Source organism: Paraburkholderia sp. A1RI-2L (assembly GCF_048957375.1).
Lineage (GTDB): Bacteria > Pseudomonadota > Gammaproteobacteria > Burkholderiales > Burkholderiaceae > Paraburkholderia.
The window spans coordinates 1,177,017-1,192,614 of record NZ_JARBTA010000002.1; the positions used below are offsets into that span (position 1 = coordinate 1,177,017).

The window sequence follows — 15,598 nt, forward strand, 5'->3', positions numbered from 1 at the left end:
CGGGCTTACTCGGGAGGCAGCCGGTCCAGCGGGCTGGTGACCTCCTGCAGCAGGTCGGTGGCGACCTGGACGTAAAGCGCGGTGTTCTCCAGCTTCGCATGGCCAAGCAGGACCTGGATCACGCGGATGTCCACCTTCTGTTCAAGGAGGTGTGTCGCGAAACTGTGTCGAAGCGTGTGCATGGACACGCGCTTGTCGATGTGCGCGGCCTCGGCGGCGGCGTGAATGGCGCGGTTCAGTTGCCGCGTGCTCAGCGCATCGACCGGATCGAGCCCGGGAAACAGCCACCCGCCGTCGAGCATCTTGCCCTGCGCACGGGCCACGCGCCACCACACACGCAGACGCTCAAGTAGAACCGGTGACAGCATTGCGTAGCGGTCGCGGCGGCCCTTGCCCTGCTCGATACGCAGTGTCATGCGCTGGCTGTCGACGTCGGTGACCTTCAGCGCCACCACTTCGCTCGCGCGCAGCCCGGCACCGTAGGCGACCGACAGCGCAGTGTTGCAAATGAAACAGAGGCGCCGGATCTATTACAGCGAGAAGCAAAAAGCGCTGATGTGGGAGCGCTGGCGCTTTGGTGCACGCTCAGAGGGAGAAATGCAGACGTTCTTTCCGTGCAGCAATCCGGCGTGAGACGAGGGATTGGAAGCGCTCAAACATGAGTTTGGCACTGCCTGCCAGCAGTGCGCGTGGTGCCGCCGGACGGGTCGCGACTGGCGCGAGAGTGCCGAGGACGATGGCGCCTGTCTTTGACGGCGGGGATCAGCCGTTCAGTTGCGACTCGACGTTGAGGACGATCTGTGCGAGCGGGTTGTTGTCTGCGGAATGGGGCGCGAACTTGATCTGGGCGAACGTGACAACAGCGAAGGCGACGACGACGAGGGCGGCAGATGCGGCGATGCGGGGAATGTATTTCACAGGGACTTCCTTTCGAGGTATAGGCAGAAACTGGCGACGCTGACAGGGGGGCGAATCACTTTGGTGCCATGGCTGTCGACAACCGGCAAGGCCGCACACGGGGTCCGATCGCGCCTGGCGATCTGGACCGCACTGCAAAAAGAGGGCGACCCAAACCCCGCCAATATAAAGGTTTTACCCGTTTGTGCGGTGCGACACCCGGTCGCCAGTGAGGGCTTAATTCTTGAGCAGCGCTTCGTGATTGAAAGGTCTATGTAGGTCGTAACGAGCAGTGCGGCACTGTGCTTTAGACGTAAGCGCTAAATCCAGCACACCGGATAGAGAATCGTTCGCAACTGAGAGGCGAGCATGGCCGCATCGCGGCGGTCTGGCGTGACCGGCGATGTCCTCGACTGCGTCCTGGGGCTACGCGCCGGGCCGGATGGGTGGCGCGTATTCGGCAGATCAGCTCTCGCTCGTTTCGGCTTGCCGTTTCGCGTAGTTGAACGGCAACAGGTCGGTAATGTCGGCGTCCGGTGCGCGCTGTGGCAGCTCATTCAACACGTGCAGTAGCCAGGCATGGGGTTCAACGCCACAGGCCCGACACGTGAGCATCAGGCTGTACACCATTGCGCTCGCTTTCGCACCATCCTTAGTCAAACTAAAGAGCCAGCTCTTTCGATTAGAGAAACATTTCTCTAATCGAAATTATCGACGCCCGGTAGTTATCGAAGGTTCGCCTCTAACGTGCGAGCAGTAGTCCCAATTTCCACGGACTAGAATCTGTGGATTACGCTCTGCACCCTTCCATAATTTGGAGTACTTTCCTCTTTTCTTTCTTGTGGTTTTGAGGAGAATCATCATGTAAACGCACTCACGCGTCAGACCCGGCCATATACTTGCGCAACGGTGGTTTTCCGAGGCAGGCTTGGGGGCGCATGCAGATTCATACTGCCGATATCTGACCGAGCGTGGATATCGGCCGGTAACCGTCGAGAGCTACTTCCGGAGTGTCGCGCACTTCTTGCACTGGATATCGGGTCAGGGAATTGGCCTGCGTGAACTCAGCGGACCATTGATTGATCGATTCCTCTCCGGACATCTTCCGCACTGCCATTGTGCGCGCAAATGCAAAAGAACAAGAGCCGACATGCATGCCGCAGTGATGAGTTTTGTGGAGATGTCGAATGTCACCGATGTAGAGTCAGTTTCGAGTGTGTCAGTGTTCATCGCACGAGAGCTTGCTGATTTCGACCACTACTTGATGGAAGTTTGTGGGCTTGCCGACAGCACCCGACGGACACGGAAGCTACATGTCGGAGAATTTCTCGTTGATAGGTTTGGCTCCCGCAAGGTCGACATTTCCAGGCTCAAGCCGGAGGATGTCTCCCGCTTCGTCCTGCACCGAACGCGTGGACTCGCACCCGGTACCATCAGGGGCGTGAGCAATTCGCTACGTCGCTATTTCCGATTCACGGCCAGTCGCGGTATCCCAACTACAGCGCTCATCGCCGCATTGCCGCGTGTACCTTCGTGGCGGCTCGCTGGGTTGCCCGATGTGCTATCGGTTGAGGAGATCAGGCAACTGCTCGGTGCCTTTGACCACAACAATCCAACGGGCATGCGCGACTATGCCATTACACGTTGTTTGCTAGGCTCTGGTGCAAATAGGGTCGGGGAAATCGGTTAGAGTTGTCGGAGCAAAATGAACTGATGAACCGCGATGAGCAAGCTGAAGAGTCTGGAGGAGTTGTTCGGTGGACGTCATTTTGATCGGGAGATCATCATTCTGTGCGTTCGCTGGTATCTGCGCTACAAGCTCAGCCTGCGCGATCTGGTCGAGATGATGGCCGAACGGAAATTATCGCTGGCTCACACGACGATCCTGCGCTGGGTGAGACGCTATACGCCCGAGTTCGTCAAACGCTGGAACCGCTTTGCTACGCCAGCTGGTCGCTCGTGGCGCGTCGACGAGACCTACCTGAAGATTCGCGGCAAATGGGTCTACCTGTACCGGGCGGTGGATCGGGCTGGCCAGACGGTGGACTTCCTGCTCAGGGCGAAGCGCGACGTGGCCGCGGCCAAAGCCTTTTTCAGCAAGGCCATCAGGCATCAGGGCCAGTCGCCGGAGACCATCACGCTCGACGGCTATGCGGCCTCGCACCGCGCGGTGCGCGAAATGAAGGCCGATGGTCTGCTGCCTCAAGACACGAAGGTCCGGTCCTCAAAATATCTGAATAACTTGATCGAACAGGACCGTCGTCACATCAAATCGAGAACGAACGTGATGCTTGGATTCAAGCGGTTCAGGAGCGCCGCGACCACAATTTCAGGCATCGAATTGACGCATCGCATTCGCAAGGGTCAGTTCGATCTCACGGAACTCGGCCTCAAGGAGGTCACTGCGCCCGCCGTATGGAATGCGGTCCTTTCTACCCGATAAGGTATCCTTCTTATAGGAACCTTCTAAACCTGCTTTCCTATTTGCACCAGAACCTGGCGGTCCGCGTCGGCCGCGGCTTAGGTGGGGCAAGACGAATTGCTCGAACTGCGCTTCGCTCAATTTCCTCGGAATCGCTTGCCGCGATTGGCTTCGGGTCATGTGGGCCGGCAAAGGCTCGACATTCTAGCCGATCCCGTCGCTGCAGCCCGGATCCTCGCCCGGCAAGCCTTTCAGACAATTCCATCCCGCCGAAAAACGCGCAATCAGTTGTTAGGAATCGTTCTCCAGCGTCAACTCGCCGATCTTCGTGTGCAGAGACTTCAGGTCCACCGGCGGTTCGTTCGATGGCGCGCCGGCCGCACCGAACACGTCCGCTGCGCGCTCCTGCAACTGCCGTTTCCACTCCGTTATTTGGTTCGGATGTACATCGAACTGCTGCGCCAGTTCGGCCAGCGTCCGGTCGCCTTTGACCGCCGCCAGTGCCACCTTGGCCTTGAATGCTGATGAGTGGGTCCGTCGGGTTCTCTTCGTCATTTTTCACGTTCCTTGGCCGACGTTATCGCCGGCTCAGGCCCCGGTCGTTCCACTTATCCGGCTGTCCGAATTCGCGCAGCCACCTCTCTTCGCCGGGGAAGGCAGCGCGAACTGCATGGGGCGGAAGCGTTTCCATGGAGACGATCGCGCGCCCGCGCCAGCCGGCGCGGGCGGTGTCGCATGCGGGAAATGCCGTACTTGAATATCTAAAAAACACTGTGTATAAACACTTTGTCTAATACGATATTGTGAAAACAGATATCGCGCGGGGCGTTTATCGCCAGATGGCGGTGAATTATCCTTGGCCATCCTTTTTCAACGAGGCAATCGCCATGCACATCTACCTTGTCAGAATGGAGCATCCCGACGGGGAAGGCTGGAATCAGCACGTCGTCGAACACGTGCAGTATCTGAAAGCGTTGATCGCCCGCGGCCAGCTGCTTGCATCGGGGCCGCTCAAGGCGGGACCAGGCGCGCGCCGGGCGGGCTTCATCGTCATGAAAGCCCACGACCGCGCGGCGGTGCAGGCGCTTGTCGACGCCGATCCCTTTGCGCGCGAGGGCCTGATTTGCGCGCTCACCATCGAGGAGTGGGACCCGCTCTTCGGCATGCTCGCCGAACATTCGAGCCATAGGTTGCCGCCCGAACTGGCCGCGCTCGCATGAAGCGCGAGCGCCATTCGGATCATGGACCTCTTCATCATGAGAATCGTGACATGCTATATGAAATCGTGACGCTTTCTTGCCTGCCGTTCGAGCAGGACACCGTTTCCGCCGGCGCATATCGCTGGGTATCGGATGCCGACGCGTCGGGTCGTCTGCTCGGGGCCTGGCGCACGGAAATCGGCGAGCTCTTTCAGATCAAGCTCCTGCGCGCGTTCGAGACGCCCGAGGCGCTGGAACAGGAGCGCGCCCGCGCGCTCGCCAGCACGCGGCCCTTCAATATCGAAACGCCGAGCGTGGGCTTGAGCATGGAGCGCTATGCGCCGTTCTCATTTTTGCCGCCCGTGAAGCCTGCGGTGTTTGGCGGCGTGTACGAGTTCCGGACGTATTGCCTGAGGCCCGGCGGCCTCGAGCCGACCCTCGCGGGCTGGGAGCGGGCGATCGAACCGGCGCACGCGTATACGTCGCATCTCGTCGTGAACCTCTACGCGCTCGACGGGCCGCCGCGCATTACCCACATCTGGGGATTTTCGAGCTTCGCCGAGCGGATCGAGCTGCGCGCGCGGCATTATGCGCAAGGTCTTTGGCCGCCCGTTGGCGGTCCCCAGCAGATTGCCCGCGCGACTTCGACGATCGCGTTGCCGGAAGCGTATTCACCGTTAAAGTAATGCTGCGGGTGGCGCGCCGTTGGCCGCCGCCACGTTATTTCCACCGTCTCCCAAAGCTTTGGGGAGTCTCGAGCCGCCATGCCCGGCTCACCCTTTCCCGCCGTTCCCCCTCCAATCGCACTGCTTGCCGCGTCGCGCCGCCTTGCCAGCTGGCACGCGCGGTGGCACATGCGGGAAATGCCGTATTTGAATATCTAAAAAACACAGTGTATAAACACATTGTTTAATAAGATCGCCTGGAAAATAGATATCGTGCGAAACGGATGGGAGATCCGACGCGAGGCGGCACGAACCAGCGAGCGCGGCTGGATTAAGGCCCCGCAAACGCCGCCCGTTGCCGCTTTTTGGCACCAGCGGAAAGACCTGTCTGCAAGGCCACGTCGCCCTTGGCGCACGCGGCCGGGGCACCCTTTTGCCCGCATTTGCGCGCAAGTCGCGCAAATTGCCACGGCCCCGTGCACCCGTGTCCAGCTAGCGGACCTGCGACCGGCTTCGCGCAACGCTTCAAGTTGATTGGTAGTTCGTAGTTAAAACCAGTGAATAGGAGACTCAGGCATGAACGGAAAGGTGCTGTTAAGTGCGTTGCTAGGTCTGTATGCCGGCGTTTCATGGGCGCAGGGCAGCGTGACGCTTTACGGGATTCTCGATGAGGGTTTGCTGTTCAACGACAACGCCGCCGGCCACCGCCAGTACGCGATGGTCGGCAGCGTGCTGAGCGGCAACCGTTTTGGATTGCGCGGCAGCGAGGATCTGGGGGACGGCCTACAGGCGGTTTTCACGCTTGAGAACGGGTTTGACATCAACACCGGCAAGCTCGGCCAGGGCGGGTTGATGTTCGGCAGGCAGGCTTGGGTCGGCGTGTCGAACGCGCGTTGGGGGAGCGTCACGTTCGGGCGGCAATACGATGCGTCGATCGACTATGTAGGGCCACTCGCTGCGCCGAGCCAGTGGGGCGGCTATATCGTCACGAATCCCGGCGACATCGAAAACTACAGCGCCGCCAATCACCTCAACAACTCGATCAAGTACAAAAGCGCCAGTTTCGACGGCTTGACGTTCGGCGGCGTCTACTCGCTTGGCGGCGTGGCCGGCGACTTCACGCAGAACCAGATCATTTCAGTTGGCGCGAACTACGCGAACGGCTGGATCGCGATCGGAACCTCCTATCTGAACGCACGCAATCCGAACGCCTCGTATTACGCGACGAGCCTGCCGAATGCCACTGCCGCGACCAACAACTTCTACACGCCTGTCAACAGCGGTTACGCCTCGGCGCACACGCTCCAGATGGTCAACGTCGCGCTTGCGTGGACGCTCGGGCAGGCCACGCTCGGCATGAACTATTCAAACAGCCAGTTCAAGGGCTTGAGCGGCCATGCGGGCGTGCTCAATCCCACCGGGCTCAAGGGCGACGCGGCATTCAACAACGTCGCACTTAACTTGCGCTACCGGGTTTCGCCGGAACTGCTGCTGGGCGGCCAGGCGTCATACAGCCATGGCAGCGCGGTAGCGGGCGAGCCCGGCGGCAAGTATGGCCAGTTCGATCTCGGCGCGCTGTACTCGCTTTCCAAGCGAACCGACCTCTACGCCACGGCCGTGTATCAGGTTGCCTCGGGCACGCAGTCGACGGGCACACGCGCGGTCGCTTCGATCTTCGGGCTCACGCCTTCGTCCTCGAACCGGCAGGCGGCCTTGCGCCTCGCCATTCGTCATGTCTTCTAAACCGTCGGCGCGCATGCGCCATCCTGCCCGCGCCGCGAAAGCGGTCGGGCCGTCCAATGCGGAGCTATCCATGGAATCGATCGAAAACGCGAATCGCGCGCTATCGGCTGCCGGCACGACGGCGAGCCGTGCGAAATTCGTCGTCGGGGCGCTGTTCTTCATCAACATGGTGGGCTATCTGGACCGCCAGATCCTCACACTCTTCGTGCAGCCCATCAAGCACTCGCTGGGACTCAGCGACGGGCAAATGGGACTGATGCAGGGTGCCGCGTTCGTGCTCGCCTTCACGGTGGCCGGGCCCTTCATCGGCCGTCTCGTCGATCAGCGCAATCGGCGCAAGGTGCTGGTGGCGTGCATCGCAATCTGGTCGCTCAGCGCGGCCGCGAGCGGCCTCGCCCACAACGCCACGCAGCTTTTCATCGCCCGCATGGGTGTGGGCATGGGAGAGGCCGCGCTGCTGCCCGCGGCGCTCTCGCTGATCGCCGACTACTTCGACGCGTCGCGCCGCGGCAAGGCGCTGGGCTTCTTTCTGACGGGCGTCTACGCCGGCGCCGGTCTGTCGCTCGCCATCGTCGGCTTTGCGTTGCCCGGCATGGATGCGCTCGCCGCGCGGCTCGCCGCCACCGGGTTGCCCATTGAAACGTGGCGTCTCGTGATGTTCGCGATGCTGCTGCCCGGCGCGCTCTGCTGCGCCTTGCTAGTTTTCGTGCAGGAGCCGCCGCGCGCATTCGCCGCCTCGCACGCGGCGCCGCTCGACTGGTCGGGGCTGCGCGACTGGGTCCACGGCGTCGCGCTTTACGTGCCGCACCACGTCTCGTTCGCGCTGGTCACGTTCTGCTCGTTCGCCACTACGGGCTGGCTGCCGACGGTCCTGATCCGCGAGCATGGTTTCGCCGCGCGCGAAGCGGGCATGACGTACGGCTGCATGCTCGCGGTCATCGGCTGCGCCGCCGCGTATCTCGGCGGCGTGATCGGCGACTACCGCAGCCGAAGGGCTGGAGGCTACGGGCGCGTGGCCGTGGCGGCGTGGTGCTTGCCGTTCGCGGCCGCGGGATTCGCGACCGTCGCGTTCGCGCCCAATGCGGGCATTGTTCTCGCGGGCACGGCGCTGCTCTCGGCGGCGCTCGGCGTGGCCATGGTGATCGGCCTGCTCTCAATCGCCGACCTCGCGCCCGCGCGCTCGCGCGGGCAGATTTCGTCGATCTATCTGATCTTCACGGGTTTGATCGGGTCGGCTGGCGGCCCGGCGTGCATCGGCTATGCGAATGATCTGTGGGGCGCAGCGGGGCGGCCGTTGAGCCTGCTGCTGGGCCTCGTATGCCTCGCGGTGCTCGGCGCGGCGGCGCTGTTGCTGTGGATTTGCCTTGGCAAGATTTGCGCAAGGACGGTGCGATGAGGAAGCCCTGCGGCCACGGCGGCCGCAGGGCGGGTCACGCTCAGGCCTGTAGCAGTTCGGGGTTGGGCGTGAGGACGAGGCGGCCCGACACACGCGCCGCTTCCACGCGCGCGTGGGCATCCGCCGCTGCTTCAAGCGGCAGCGTCTCGGCCACGATGGGGCGCACCACCGAACGCGCAATCAACGCGAGCGTGTCTTCGAGCTGCGTGCGCGAGCAACTGGAAACCGGCAGCAGGCTGACCGTGCCGTGGATAAGTTGCGCCGGGCTGAAGCTCACGAAGGCGGGATCGACCTGACCAATCAGCAGCCACGTTCCAAGCGGCGCGAGGCTGCGGCGGGTGGCGTGAAAACACGCGCCGCCGACATTGTCGAGCACCACGTCCACGCCCTCGCCGCCGCACGCGCGGCGCACGTCGGCGGAAAAATCCGCGCCGCGTTGGGCGATTACGACTTCATGCGCGCCGTTCTCGCGGATGATGGCCGCCTTGGCGGGCGACGACGTGGTGGCCACGACGAAGGCGCCTGCGGCGCGCAGCAGTTGCAGCGCGTGCAGGCCCAAGCCGCCCGCCGCGCCGGTCACCAGCACGCGCTCGCCAGGTGCGACGCGCGCGACGTCGCGTACGGCGTTCAGCGAGGTACCGACGCAGCACGCGGCAATCGACGCCTCGGCGAGCCGCACGCGCTCGGGCACCCGCGCCACGTTGCGCTGATCGACCGAGACGAACTCTGCGTAGCCGCCGTTGAGCCCCCAGTCGCCGAGGAAAACGCGCTCGCCGCACAGTGTTTCCCAGCCGCCGCGGCAAAGCCGGCAGGCGCCGCAGATGTAGCGCCGCTGCGTGGTGGCCACGCGATCGCCTGGCTTGAAGCCGCGCACGGCCGGCCCGGCAGCCTCCACGATGCCCGCGACTTCGTGACCCGGAATCAGCGGCAACTGCACGCCTTTGTGCAGCACGCCGGCGCGCACCGCGATGTCGTGCGCGCAGACGCCGCTGGCGGCCACGCGGATCAGCACATCGGAGGGGCCGACTTCGGGGCGCGGCAGGGTTTCGAGCTTGAGGGCGTCCACGCCGCCAGTTTCGCGTACGACGATGGCTCTCATGCGTTCACCCTTTCGAAGCGTACGAGCGCGGCGTGTTCGCCGAGCGGGTCGAGGACAGCGCGCACGCGCTCGCCCGGCGTGGGCAGCGCGTCCGGTTCGTCGACCAGATTGGCATAGAGCAGCGGCCCTTCCTCCAGACGTACAACGATCACGGTATAGGGCAGCGCATCGGTGAACTCGGCGAAATACGGCCGATGGAACCGGCACGCGCTGACAATCTCGCCGCGCCCGGACAGCGCGCGCAATTCGGCTTGTGCCGAGCGGCAAGCGGGGCAGCGCAGCGCGGTGGGATAGCGCACGGCGCCGCACTGGCGGCACGCTTCACCGACAAATTCGCCGGCGCGCAGCGCCCGCCAGAAGCGGGCGTCGCGCTCGCGCATGGGCGGCATGGGCCGCGGTTCGATGTTCATGCTTCACCTCCATAGATGAGTACGGAACTTTGGGGCGCCGTGCACGCATAGACGATCGTTTCGGCGCCAGGAATCTGCCGGGCGAGCGCTTCGCCGCGAATCTGCCGCACGGCTTCGACGTTGAGCGCCCAGCCCTGCATGTAGCTTTCGGAGAGATGACCGCCGCTTGGATTCGCGGGATGCGCGCCTTGCAGGCCGAGCGCGCCATCAAGCACGAGGCGGTCGGCGCGGCCGGCTTCGGCGAGGCCGAGGCCTTCCAGTTCGAACAGGACGGCGGGCGTGAAGTTGTCGTACAGCATCAGCGCGTCGGCTTCGGCGGCCCCGCGCCCGGCCATCGCGCGGGCCGACTCGTGCGCGCTCGCGAGCGCGCCGCGCCAGTGGTCGGCGGGGGGAAAGCTGGCGCCGGCGAAGTCCGCGCATTGCCCATGTCCGGCGAGGTACACCGGAGGCTTCGCGAGACCTCGCGCCTCTTGAGCGGCGCTCATGATCATCGCGACGCCGCCGTCGTTGATGAGGCAGTAATCGAGCAGGCGCAGGGGCTCCGCGATATATCGGGATGCGAAGTAATCGTCGCGCGTGAGCGGCTTTTTCATGACCGCGAGCGGGTTGAGCGCCGCGTGGCGGCGGAACGTGAGCGAGATCTCGGCGAGCGCGGCCGGATCGCTACGATGCTCATGAGCGTAGCGGGCGTACATGAGCGCGTGAAACGCGCCCGGCGAAGTCATGCCGTAGGGCGCCCAGAAGCTCATGCCGCCGCCGTAGGCGTCGCCCGCGCCGCCATAGGTGGCTCCCGCGGAGCGCCCGTCGTTGCCGTAGACGAGCGCGACGCGGCGCGCCTGACCGCTTTCTATCAGCATGGCCGCGTACGCGATGGCGATGCCGCAGACGCGCCCGGCGGCGGGCCACGTGGAGGAGACTTTGGGCGCGAGCCCGGCGAGTTCGGCGAAACGCTGGTTGTCGGGGATGCGGGCGACGACCAGGCCGTCGATGTCCGCGGCCTCCAGACCTGCGTCGTCAAGAGCCGCCTGGAGCGCTTCGACGCCCAGGTCGAAGCTGGTCCGATCCGGGAGGCGGCCGAATCCGGTCGTGCCTACGCCGACCACTGCAACAGAAGACTTCATTTGCACTCCTGAAATGATTGCGTGACAAAAGGCTGGACGAGGCCCGGCGTCGCGACCCGCACCGCGAACACGGCGCCCGCGCCCGGCTCGTCGTGCAGGGTCGCTTCGCCAAGGCCCATGCGCGCCGTGGTGATGAAGAGCGTGCGTCGGTCGGCGTCGCCGAAGGCGCAACTCGTCGGTTTGCTGACCGGCAGCCGGATCGACTCCGCGACGCGCCCCAACGGGTCGATGCGGTCAATCCGGCCGCCGCCCGCCATCGCGACCCAGAGGCAGCCGGCTTCGTCGATGGCGCAACCATCCGGATGGCCCGGTCCTTCGGTCCTCGCGTGCAGGGTGCGCGGCCCGCCGAGCCCTTCCTCGTGCGCCCACGGGTAGCGCCAGACCGAATTGCGGTAGGTGTCCACGAAGTACTGGGTGCGTGCGTCCGGGCTCCATGCCAGGCCGTTGCCCAACACGAAGCCGGCGTCGAACGCGGCGGGCACGCCGCCCTCGAAGCGGAACAGGCTGCCACGCGGCGCCTGCACGCGCCGGTCCATGCCACCCACCCAGAGTGCGCCCGAGGGATCGACGCCCGCATCGTTGAAACGTTGGTCGCCAAGAAAGACGTCGTCGCGCCAAAGATCGGCGAATGTGCCTTCCTCCGGGTCGTAACAGCGAATCTGGTTGCGCTGGACGCAAACCAGCGTCCTGGGGGAGAGCGCCAGCGCCCCGATGGGGCGCTCGATGGGAATCGAATGATGGCGGCCATCGAGCGTCATGCGCCAGATGGCGGGCGCGGTGACATCGATTCCCCACAGACATGAGCGGCGCTCGTCCCAGATGGGCGACTCGCCCAGGTCGCAACGCAGCTCGCCGAGCGGCTCGGCGGATCCGGTTCCTGGCATGGCATTCCTTTTGAACAATGTGTGCAAAACAAGATATTTTGTTTTTCAGTCTACATACAGCGTGTGCAAAATTCAAATAATTTGTAGGCCCATGGAGGAACGGATTCAAGACATCCGTTAAATCCCTTGGTTGATCTTGTTTATACACCATGTACAATCAAAAAATCACATCGAGGAGGGCAAATGAGCAAAGACGGCGAATGGCGTAACAACCTGCATCACTACATTAACGGCCGATGGGTCGAAGCGGGCATGGGCGGCACTCTGGAAATCGTCGATCCGGCTGAGGAATCCGGCTGCGGCACGCTTGCGCTGGGCGGCAAGGCGGATGTGGATGACGCGGTGCGCGCGGCGCGCGCCGCCTTCGAAACGTTCGGCCGCACGACGCGCAAGCAACTGCTGGAGCGGATCATCGAGTGTTACTCGGCGCGCCGCGCCGAACTCGCCGACGCCGTGCGCCGCGAGATGGGCGCGCCCGCCTGGCTTGCCGCCGGTCTCCAGGTCGATCTTGGTCTCGCACATTTGCGCTCGGCGCGTGAGGTGCTCGATCGCTATGAATTCGAGCGCGACGCCGGCCGCTCGCGCATCGTTGCTGAGCCGATCGGCGTGTGCGCGCTGATCACGCCGTGGAACTGGCCGCTCAACCAGATCGCGTGCAAGGTGGCGCCCGCGCTCGCAACCGGCTGCACGATGGTCCTCAAGCCATCCGAGCTGGCGCCGTTTTCGGCCACCTTGTTCGCCGAAATCCTGGACGAGGCGCAGACGCCCGCCGGCGTCTTCAATCTGGTGCATGGCGACGGCGCGACGGTCGGCTCGGCGCTGAGCAGCCATCTGGACGTCGACATGGTGTCGTTTACGGGCTCCACGCGCGCGGGCGTGCAGGTCGCGCTGAACGCGGCGCCCACCGTCAAGCGCGTGAGCCAGGAGCTGGGCGGCAAGTCCGCCAACCTCATCTTGCGCAGCGCGGATCTCGAAGCGGCCGTGGTCGACGGCGTGCGCACGATGATGCTGAACTCGGGGCAGTCTTGCAACGCACCGTCGCGCATGCTGGTGCCGCACGAGCGCCTTGCGCAGGCGAGTGACTACGCGCGGCTTGCGGCTCAGGCGATCGAGGCCAGGCCCGGGGGCGCGCAAGGCACCATCGGACCAGTGGCTTCGCGCGCGCAGTTCGAGAAGGTCCAGGGCCTGATTCGCCGCGGGGTGGAGGAGGGCGCCAGGCTCGTGGCCGGTGGACCCGGGCGGCCCGATGGCGTCGAGCGCGGCTTTTTCGTCCGTCCCACGGTGTTCGCGGACGTGCGCAACGACATGACCATTGCGCGTGAGGAGATCTTCGGTCCGGTGCTGGTGATGATCGGCTATGACAGCGAGGAAGAAGCAATCGCGATCGCGAACGACACGCCTTATGGACTCGCCGCCTACGTGCAGGGGGAGCCGGGCGAGGCCCATCGCGTAGCGGCGCGCTTGCGCGCGGGGCAGGTGGTGCTCAACGGCGCGAGCCTCGACACCGACGCGCCGTTCGGCGGCTACAAGCAATCGGGCAATGGCCGCGAGTGGGGCGAGTACGCATTCTCCGAATATCTGGAAACCAAGGCGATCGTCGGAGCGTGAGGCCACCCGACTGTGTGGCTCGCCTGTGCGTGGTGGCCCTTGGGTGGTGAGCCGATGCCGCACACCTCGACCGGCAAGATCATGAAAGCAGCGTTGAGCCGGCAGTTTGGCGCTGCGAGTTCAAAACTGGAGAAAAGAGGAGTCCAGCCGTGACTGACACCGAAACCAAACCGATCCAACCTGAACAGTTCGACAAGATCGGCCGCCCGCTGCGCCGCGACGACTGGCGTACCCTGGGGGAATCGACCGAGCGCCTGCTATGCGAAGCAATCGACGCAGGCGACGCGGAGCGCGCGAAATCGCTGGTGCGCTACGCGCTGAACGAGCGCAAGCCCGTACACGACCTCAGCGCCGACTGGGTGTGGGACTCGCTCACCCGCATTGCGCAACGCTGGGGCGAGGACGCGGTGGGCGAGATGTTGCAGGACGTCCAGTCGACGTGGATGCTGCGGCGCACGTGGAAGGCGTTCCTGAAAATGACGGTCGAGGAGCGCACGCAGCTTTGCGTGGAAATGATGCGCTCGCACGCATTCAGTGCGGAGCCCGGCGCCAATGGTGTCACGGTCGAGGAGGACGAAGACAAGTACACGATCCGGCTCGACCCTTGCGGGTCCGGCGGACGGATGCGGCGGGGCGATCCGGCCGACGGCTCGCCATCGCGCCTAGGGCCACCCTATCAGTTCGGCGTGACCACGCAGGCACACGACTGGTCATGGGGCCAGGAAAACGTGCCGTACTACTGCGCGCATTGCGCGATCAACGAAATCCTGCCGATGGACTGGGGCGGCCATCCGCTCTGGGTCACCGCGTTCGACCCGGATGCCTCGCGGCCCTGCGCCTGGCTGCTCTACAAGAAGGCCGAAGCGATACCGGTGCACTTTTATGAACGCGTGGGCCGCCGGAAGCCGCCCGCAGGCGAAGGCCAGTATTGAATCCGCCGGCGTAGCCCGGCATCAACGCGAAACACTGGAGGAGAGACAACATGGCAGGACCACTGGAGGGGCTGCGCATCATCGAGATGGTCGGCATCGGGCCTTGCCCGTTCACGGCGATGATGCTGGCCGACATGGGAGCGGAAGTTATCCGCATCGACCGGCCACCTGTGCCGGGCGCAGCCAATCCCTATCCCATGCTTGGCACGCGCTTTGACGTGATGGCGCGAGGCCGCCGCTCACTGACCCTCGATCTGAAGCACCCCGAAGCGCGGGACGTCATGCTGCACCTGTGTGAAAAGGCCGACGCAATCATAGAAGGATTTCGCCCCGGCGTGATGGAGCGACTAGGCATTGGTCCCGACGATTGCCTGGGTCGCAATCCGAAGCTGGTGTATGGGCGCGTGACGGGCTGGGGGCAGACCGGGCCGCTAGCACACACGGCCGGGCACGACATCAACTACCTCGCGTTGACTGGCTTGCTCCACGAGATGGGGCCGGCCGACGTGCCGCCCACGCCGCCGCTGAACCTCGTGGGCGACTTCGGCGGCGGTGGCATGATGTTCGCGTTCGGCGTGCTATGCGCGCTGTTCGAGGCGCGCCAGTCAGGGCACGGCCAGATCGTCGACTCCGCGATGCTGGACGGGTCGAACCTGCTCGGCGCGATGATTCACGGCTTTCTCGCGCACGGTTCGTGGCGCGACGGACGCGAGACCAATATCGTCGCGGGCGGCTCGCACTTCTACGGTACCTACGCATGTGCGGACGGCAAGTATATTTGCGTGGGCGCGATCGAGCCGCATTTCTACGCACTCCTGCTCGATCGCTGCGGAGTGACGGACGACGCCTTCCGCGACCAGATGAACGAAGCGAACTGGCCCGCGCTCAAGGCGAAGACTGTCGAGCTCTTCAAGACCCGCACTCGCGACGAATGGAGTGCGCTGCTCGCAGGCACGGATGCGTGCTTCGCGCCCGTCCTCGATCTGCATGAGGCACCTCGCCATGAGCAAAATGTCGCGCGCAACAATTTCATCGACGTGGACGGCGTCATCCAGCCGGCCCCCGCGCCGCGCTTCAGCCGTACGCAGGCGAGCGTGCACAGCGGTCCCGCGACGCCTGGGCAGCATAACCGCGAGATCCTCGAAGGCTGGGAATTGCCCGCTGGATTGATCGAGCGCGTTTATGGTGCTAGTGCCGCCAGTCGCGCCGCATAGCGAGCGAC

General features: G+C 64.2%; 14 protein-coding genes and 3 pseudogenes. 9 read left to right on the forward strand and 8 right to left on the reverse strand.

The window, feature by feature from the left end:
• Nucleotides 1–5 precede the first annotated feature (5 nt).
• The 3 genes and pseudogenes from PWP93_RS20115 to PWP93_RS20125 all read right to left on the reverse strand — a co-directional run.
• Nucleotides 6–500: pseudogene (locus PWP93_RS20115) on the reverse strand (tyrosine-type recombinase/integrase); the annotation flags it as partial.
• 262 nt (nucleotides 501–762) lie between these two features.
• Nucleotides 763–918, reverse strand: a complete 156-nt coding sequence (locus PWP93_RS20120; protein WP_421045672.1) for a hypothetical protein — start codon at nucleotides 916–918, stop codon at nucleotides 763–765.
• Nucleotides 919–1,362: 444 nt separating this feature from the next.
• Nucleotides 1,363–1,584: pseudogene (locus tag PWP93_RS20125) on the reverse strand (transposase domain-containing protein); the annotation flags it as partial.
• A 241-nt stretch (nucleotides 1,585–1,825) separates the two neighbouring features.
• On the opposite strand from PWP93_RS20125, the gene PWP93_RS20130 reads away from it, so the two are divergent.
• Nucleotides 1,826–2,587 carry a site-specific integrase gene (locus PWP93_RS20130; RefSeq protein ID WP_421045673.1) on the forward strand — a complete coding sequence of 254 codons (762 nt, stop codon included), beginning with the start codon at nucleotides 1,826–1,828 and terminating at the stop codon, nucleotides 2,585–2,587.
• Nucleotides 2,588–2,629: 42 nt separating this feature from the next.
• Nucleotides 2,630–3,340: an IS6 family transposase gene (locus PWP93_RS20135; RefSeq protein WP_421046132.1), complete on the forward strand. Its 711-nt coding sequence runs from the start codon at nucleotides 2,630–2,632 to the stop codon at nucleotides 3,338–3,340.
• A 276-nt stretch (nucleotides 3,341–3,616) separates the two neighbouring features.
• Here PWP93_RS20135 and PWP93_RS20140 read toward each other — a convergent pair.
• Nucleotides 3,617–3,874 (reverse strand): annotated as a pseudogene (locus tag PWP93_RS20140) (transposase); the annotation flags it as partial.
• Nucleotides 3,875–4,206: 332 nt separating this feature from the next.
• Between PWP93_RS20140 and PWP93_RS20145 the strand changes: the two are divergent.
• The 4 genes from PWP93_RS20145 (at nucleotide 4,207) to PWP93_RS20160 (ending at nucleotide 8,322) form a co-directional block, all read left to right on the forward strand.
• Nucleotides 4,207–4,539, forward strand: coding sequence for a YciI family protein (locus PWP93_RS20145; RefSeq protein ID WP_421045674.1), 333 nt, complete (start codon nucleotides 4,207–4,209; stop codon nucleotides 4,537–4,539).
• A 50-nt stretch (nucleotides 4,540–4,589) separates the two neighbouring features.
• A complete protein-coding gene (locus PWP93_RS20150) occupies nucleotides 4,590–5,204 on the forward strand; it encodes an NIPSNAP family protein (protein ID WP_421045675.1) in 615 nt (204 codons plus the stop codon).
• 555 nt (nucleotides 5,205–5,759) lie between these two features.
• Complete coding sequence (locus tag PWP93_RS20155; RefSeq protein ID WP_421045676.1) at nucleotides 5,760–6,926, forward strand: porin; 1,167 nt, start codon at nucleotides 5,760–5,762, stop codon at nucleotides 6,924–6,926.
• A gap of 70 nt (nucleotides 6,927–6,996) precedes the next feature.
• On the forward strand, nucleotides 6,997–8,322 hold the full coding sequence (locus PWP93_RS20160) for an MFS transporter (protein WP_421045677.1): 1,326 nt from the start codon (nucleotides 6,997–6,999) through the stop codon (nucleotides 8,320–8,322).
• A gap of 40 nt (nucleotides 8,323–8,362) precedes the next feature.
• On the opposite strand, the gene PWP93_RS20165 is transcribed toward PWP93_RS20160, so the two are convergent.
• From PWP93_RS20165 to PWP93_RS20180, 4 genes are read right to left on the reverse strand one after another with little or no spacing between them, the layout of a single operon-like run.
• Nucleotides 8,363–9,421: a quinone oxidoreductase family protein gene (locus PWP93_RS20165; RefSeq protein ID WP_421045678.1), complete on the reverse strand. Its 1,059-nt coding sequence runs from the start codon at nucleotides 9,419–9,421 to the stop codon at nucleotides 8,363–8,365.
• Complete coding sequence (locus PWP93_RS20170; RefSeq protein WP_421045679.1) at nucleotides 9,418–9,831, reverse strand: Zn-ribbon domain-containing OB-fold protein; 414 nt, start codon at nucleotides 9,829–9,831, stop codon at nucleotides 9,418–9,420. Before PWP93_RS20170 ends, PWP93_RS20165 begins: the two co-directional genes overlap by 4 nt.
• On the reverse strand, nucleotides 9,828–10,952 hold the full coding sequence (locus PWP93_RS20175; RefSeq protein ID WP_421045680.1) for a thiolase family protein: 1,125 nt from the start codon (nucleotides 10,950–10,952) through the stop codon (nucleotides 9,828–9,830). Before PWP93_RS20175 ends, PWP93_RS20170 begins: the two co-directional genes overlap by 4 nt.
• Complete coding sequence (locus PWP93_RS20180) at nucleotides 10,949–11,836, reverse strand: SMP-30/gluconolactonase/LRE family protein (protein ID WP_421045681.1); 888 nt, start codon at nucleotides 11,834–11,836, stop codon at nucleotides 10,949–10,951. The genes PWP93_RS20175 and PWP93_RS20180 overlap by 4 nt, the downstream gene beginning before the upstream one ends.
• Before the next feature lie 183 nt (nucleotides 11,837–12,019).
• On the opposite strand from PWP93_RS20180, the gene PWP93_RS20185 reads away from it, so the two are divergent.
• The 3 genes from PWP93_RS20185 to PWP93_RS20195 all read left to right on the forward strand — a co-directional run bounded on the left by PWP93_RS20185 (nucleotide 12,020) and on the right by PWP93_RS20195 (nucleotide 15,590).
• Nucleotides 12,020–13,444, forward strand: a complete 1,425-nt coding sequence (locus PWP93_RS20185; protein WP_421045682.1) for an aldehyde dehydrogenase family protein — start codon at nucleotides 12,020–12,022, stop codon at nucleotides 13,442–13,444.
• 149 nt (nucleotides 13,445–13,593) lie between these two features.
• Nucleotides 13,594–14,376, forward strand: a complete 783-nt coding sequence (locus PWP93_RS20190; RefSeq protein WP_421045683.1) for a hypothetical protein — start codon at nucleotides 13,594–13,596, stop codon at nucleotides 14,374–14,376.
• Between the two features lie 50 nt (nucleotides 14,377–14,426).
• Entirely contained in the window at nucleotides 14,427–15,590 is a 1,164-nt protein-coding gene (locus tag PWP93_RS20195) for a CaiB/BaiF CoA transferase family protein (protein ID WP_421045684.1), read from the forward strand.
• Nucleotides 15,591–15,598 lie beyond the last annotated feature (8 nt).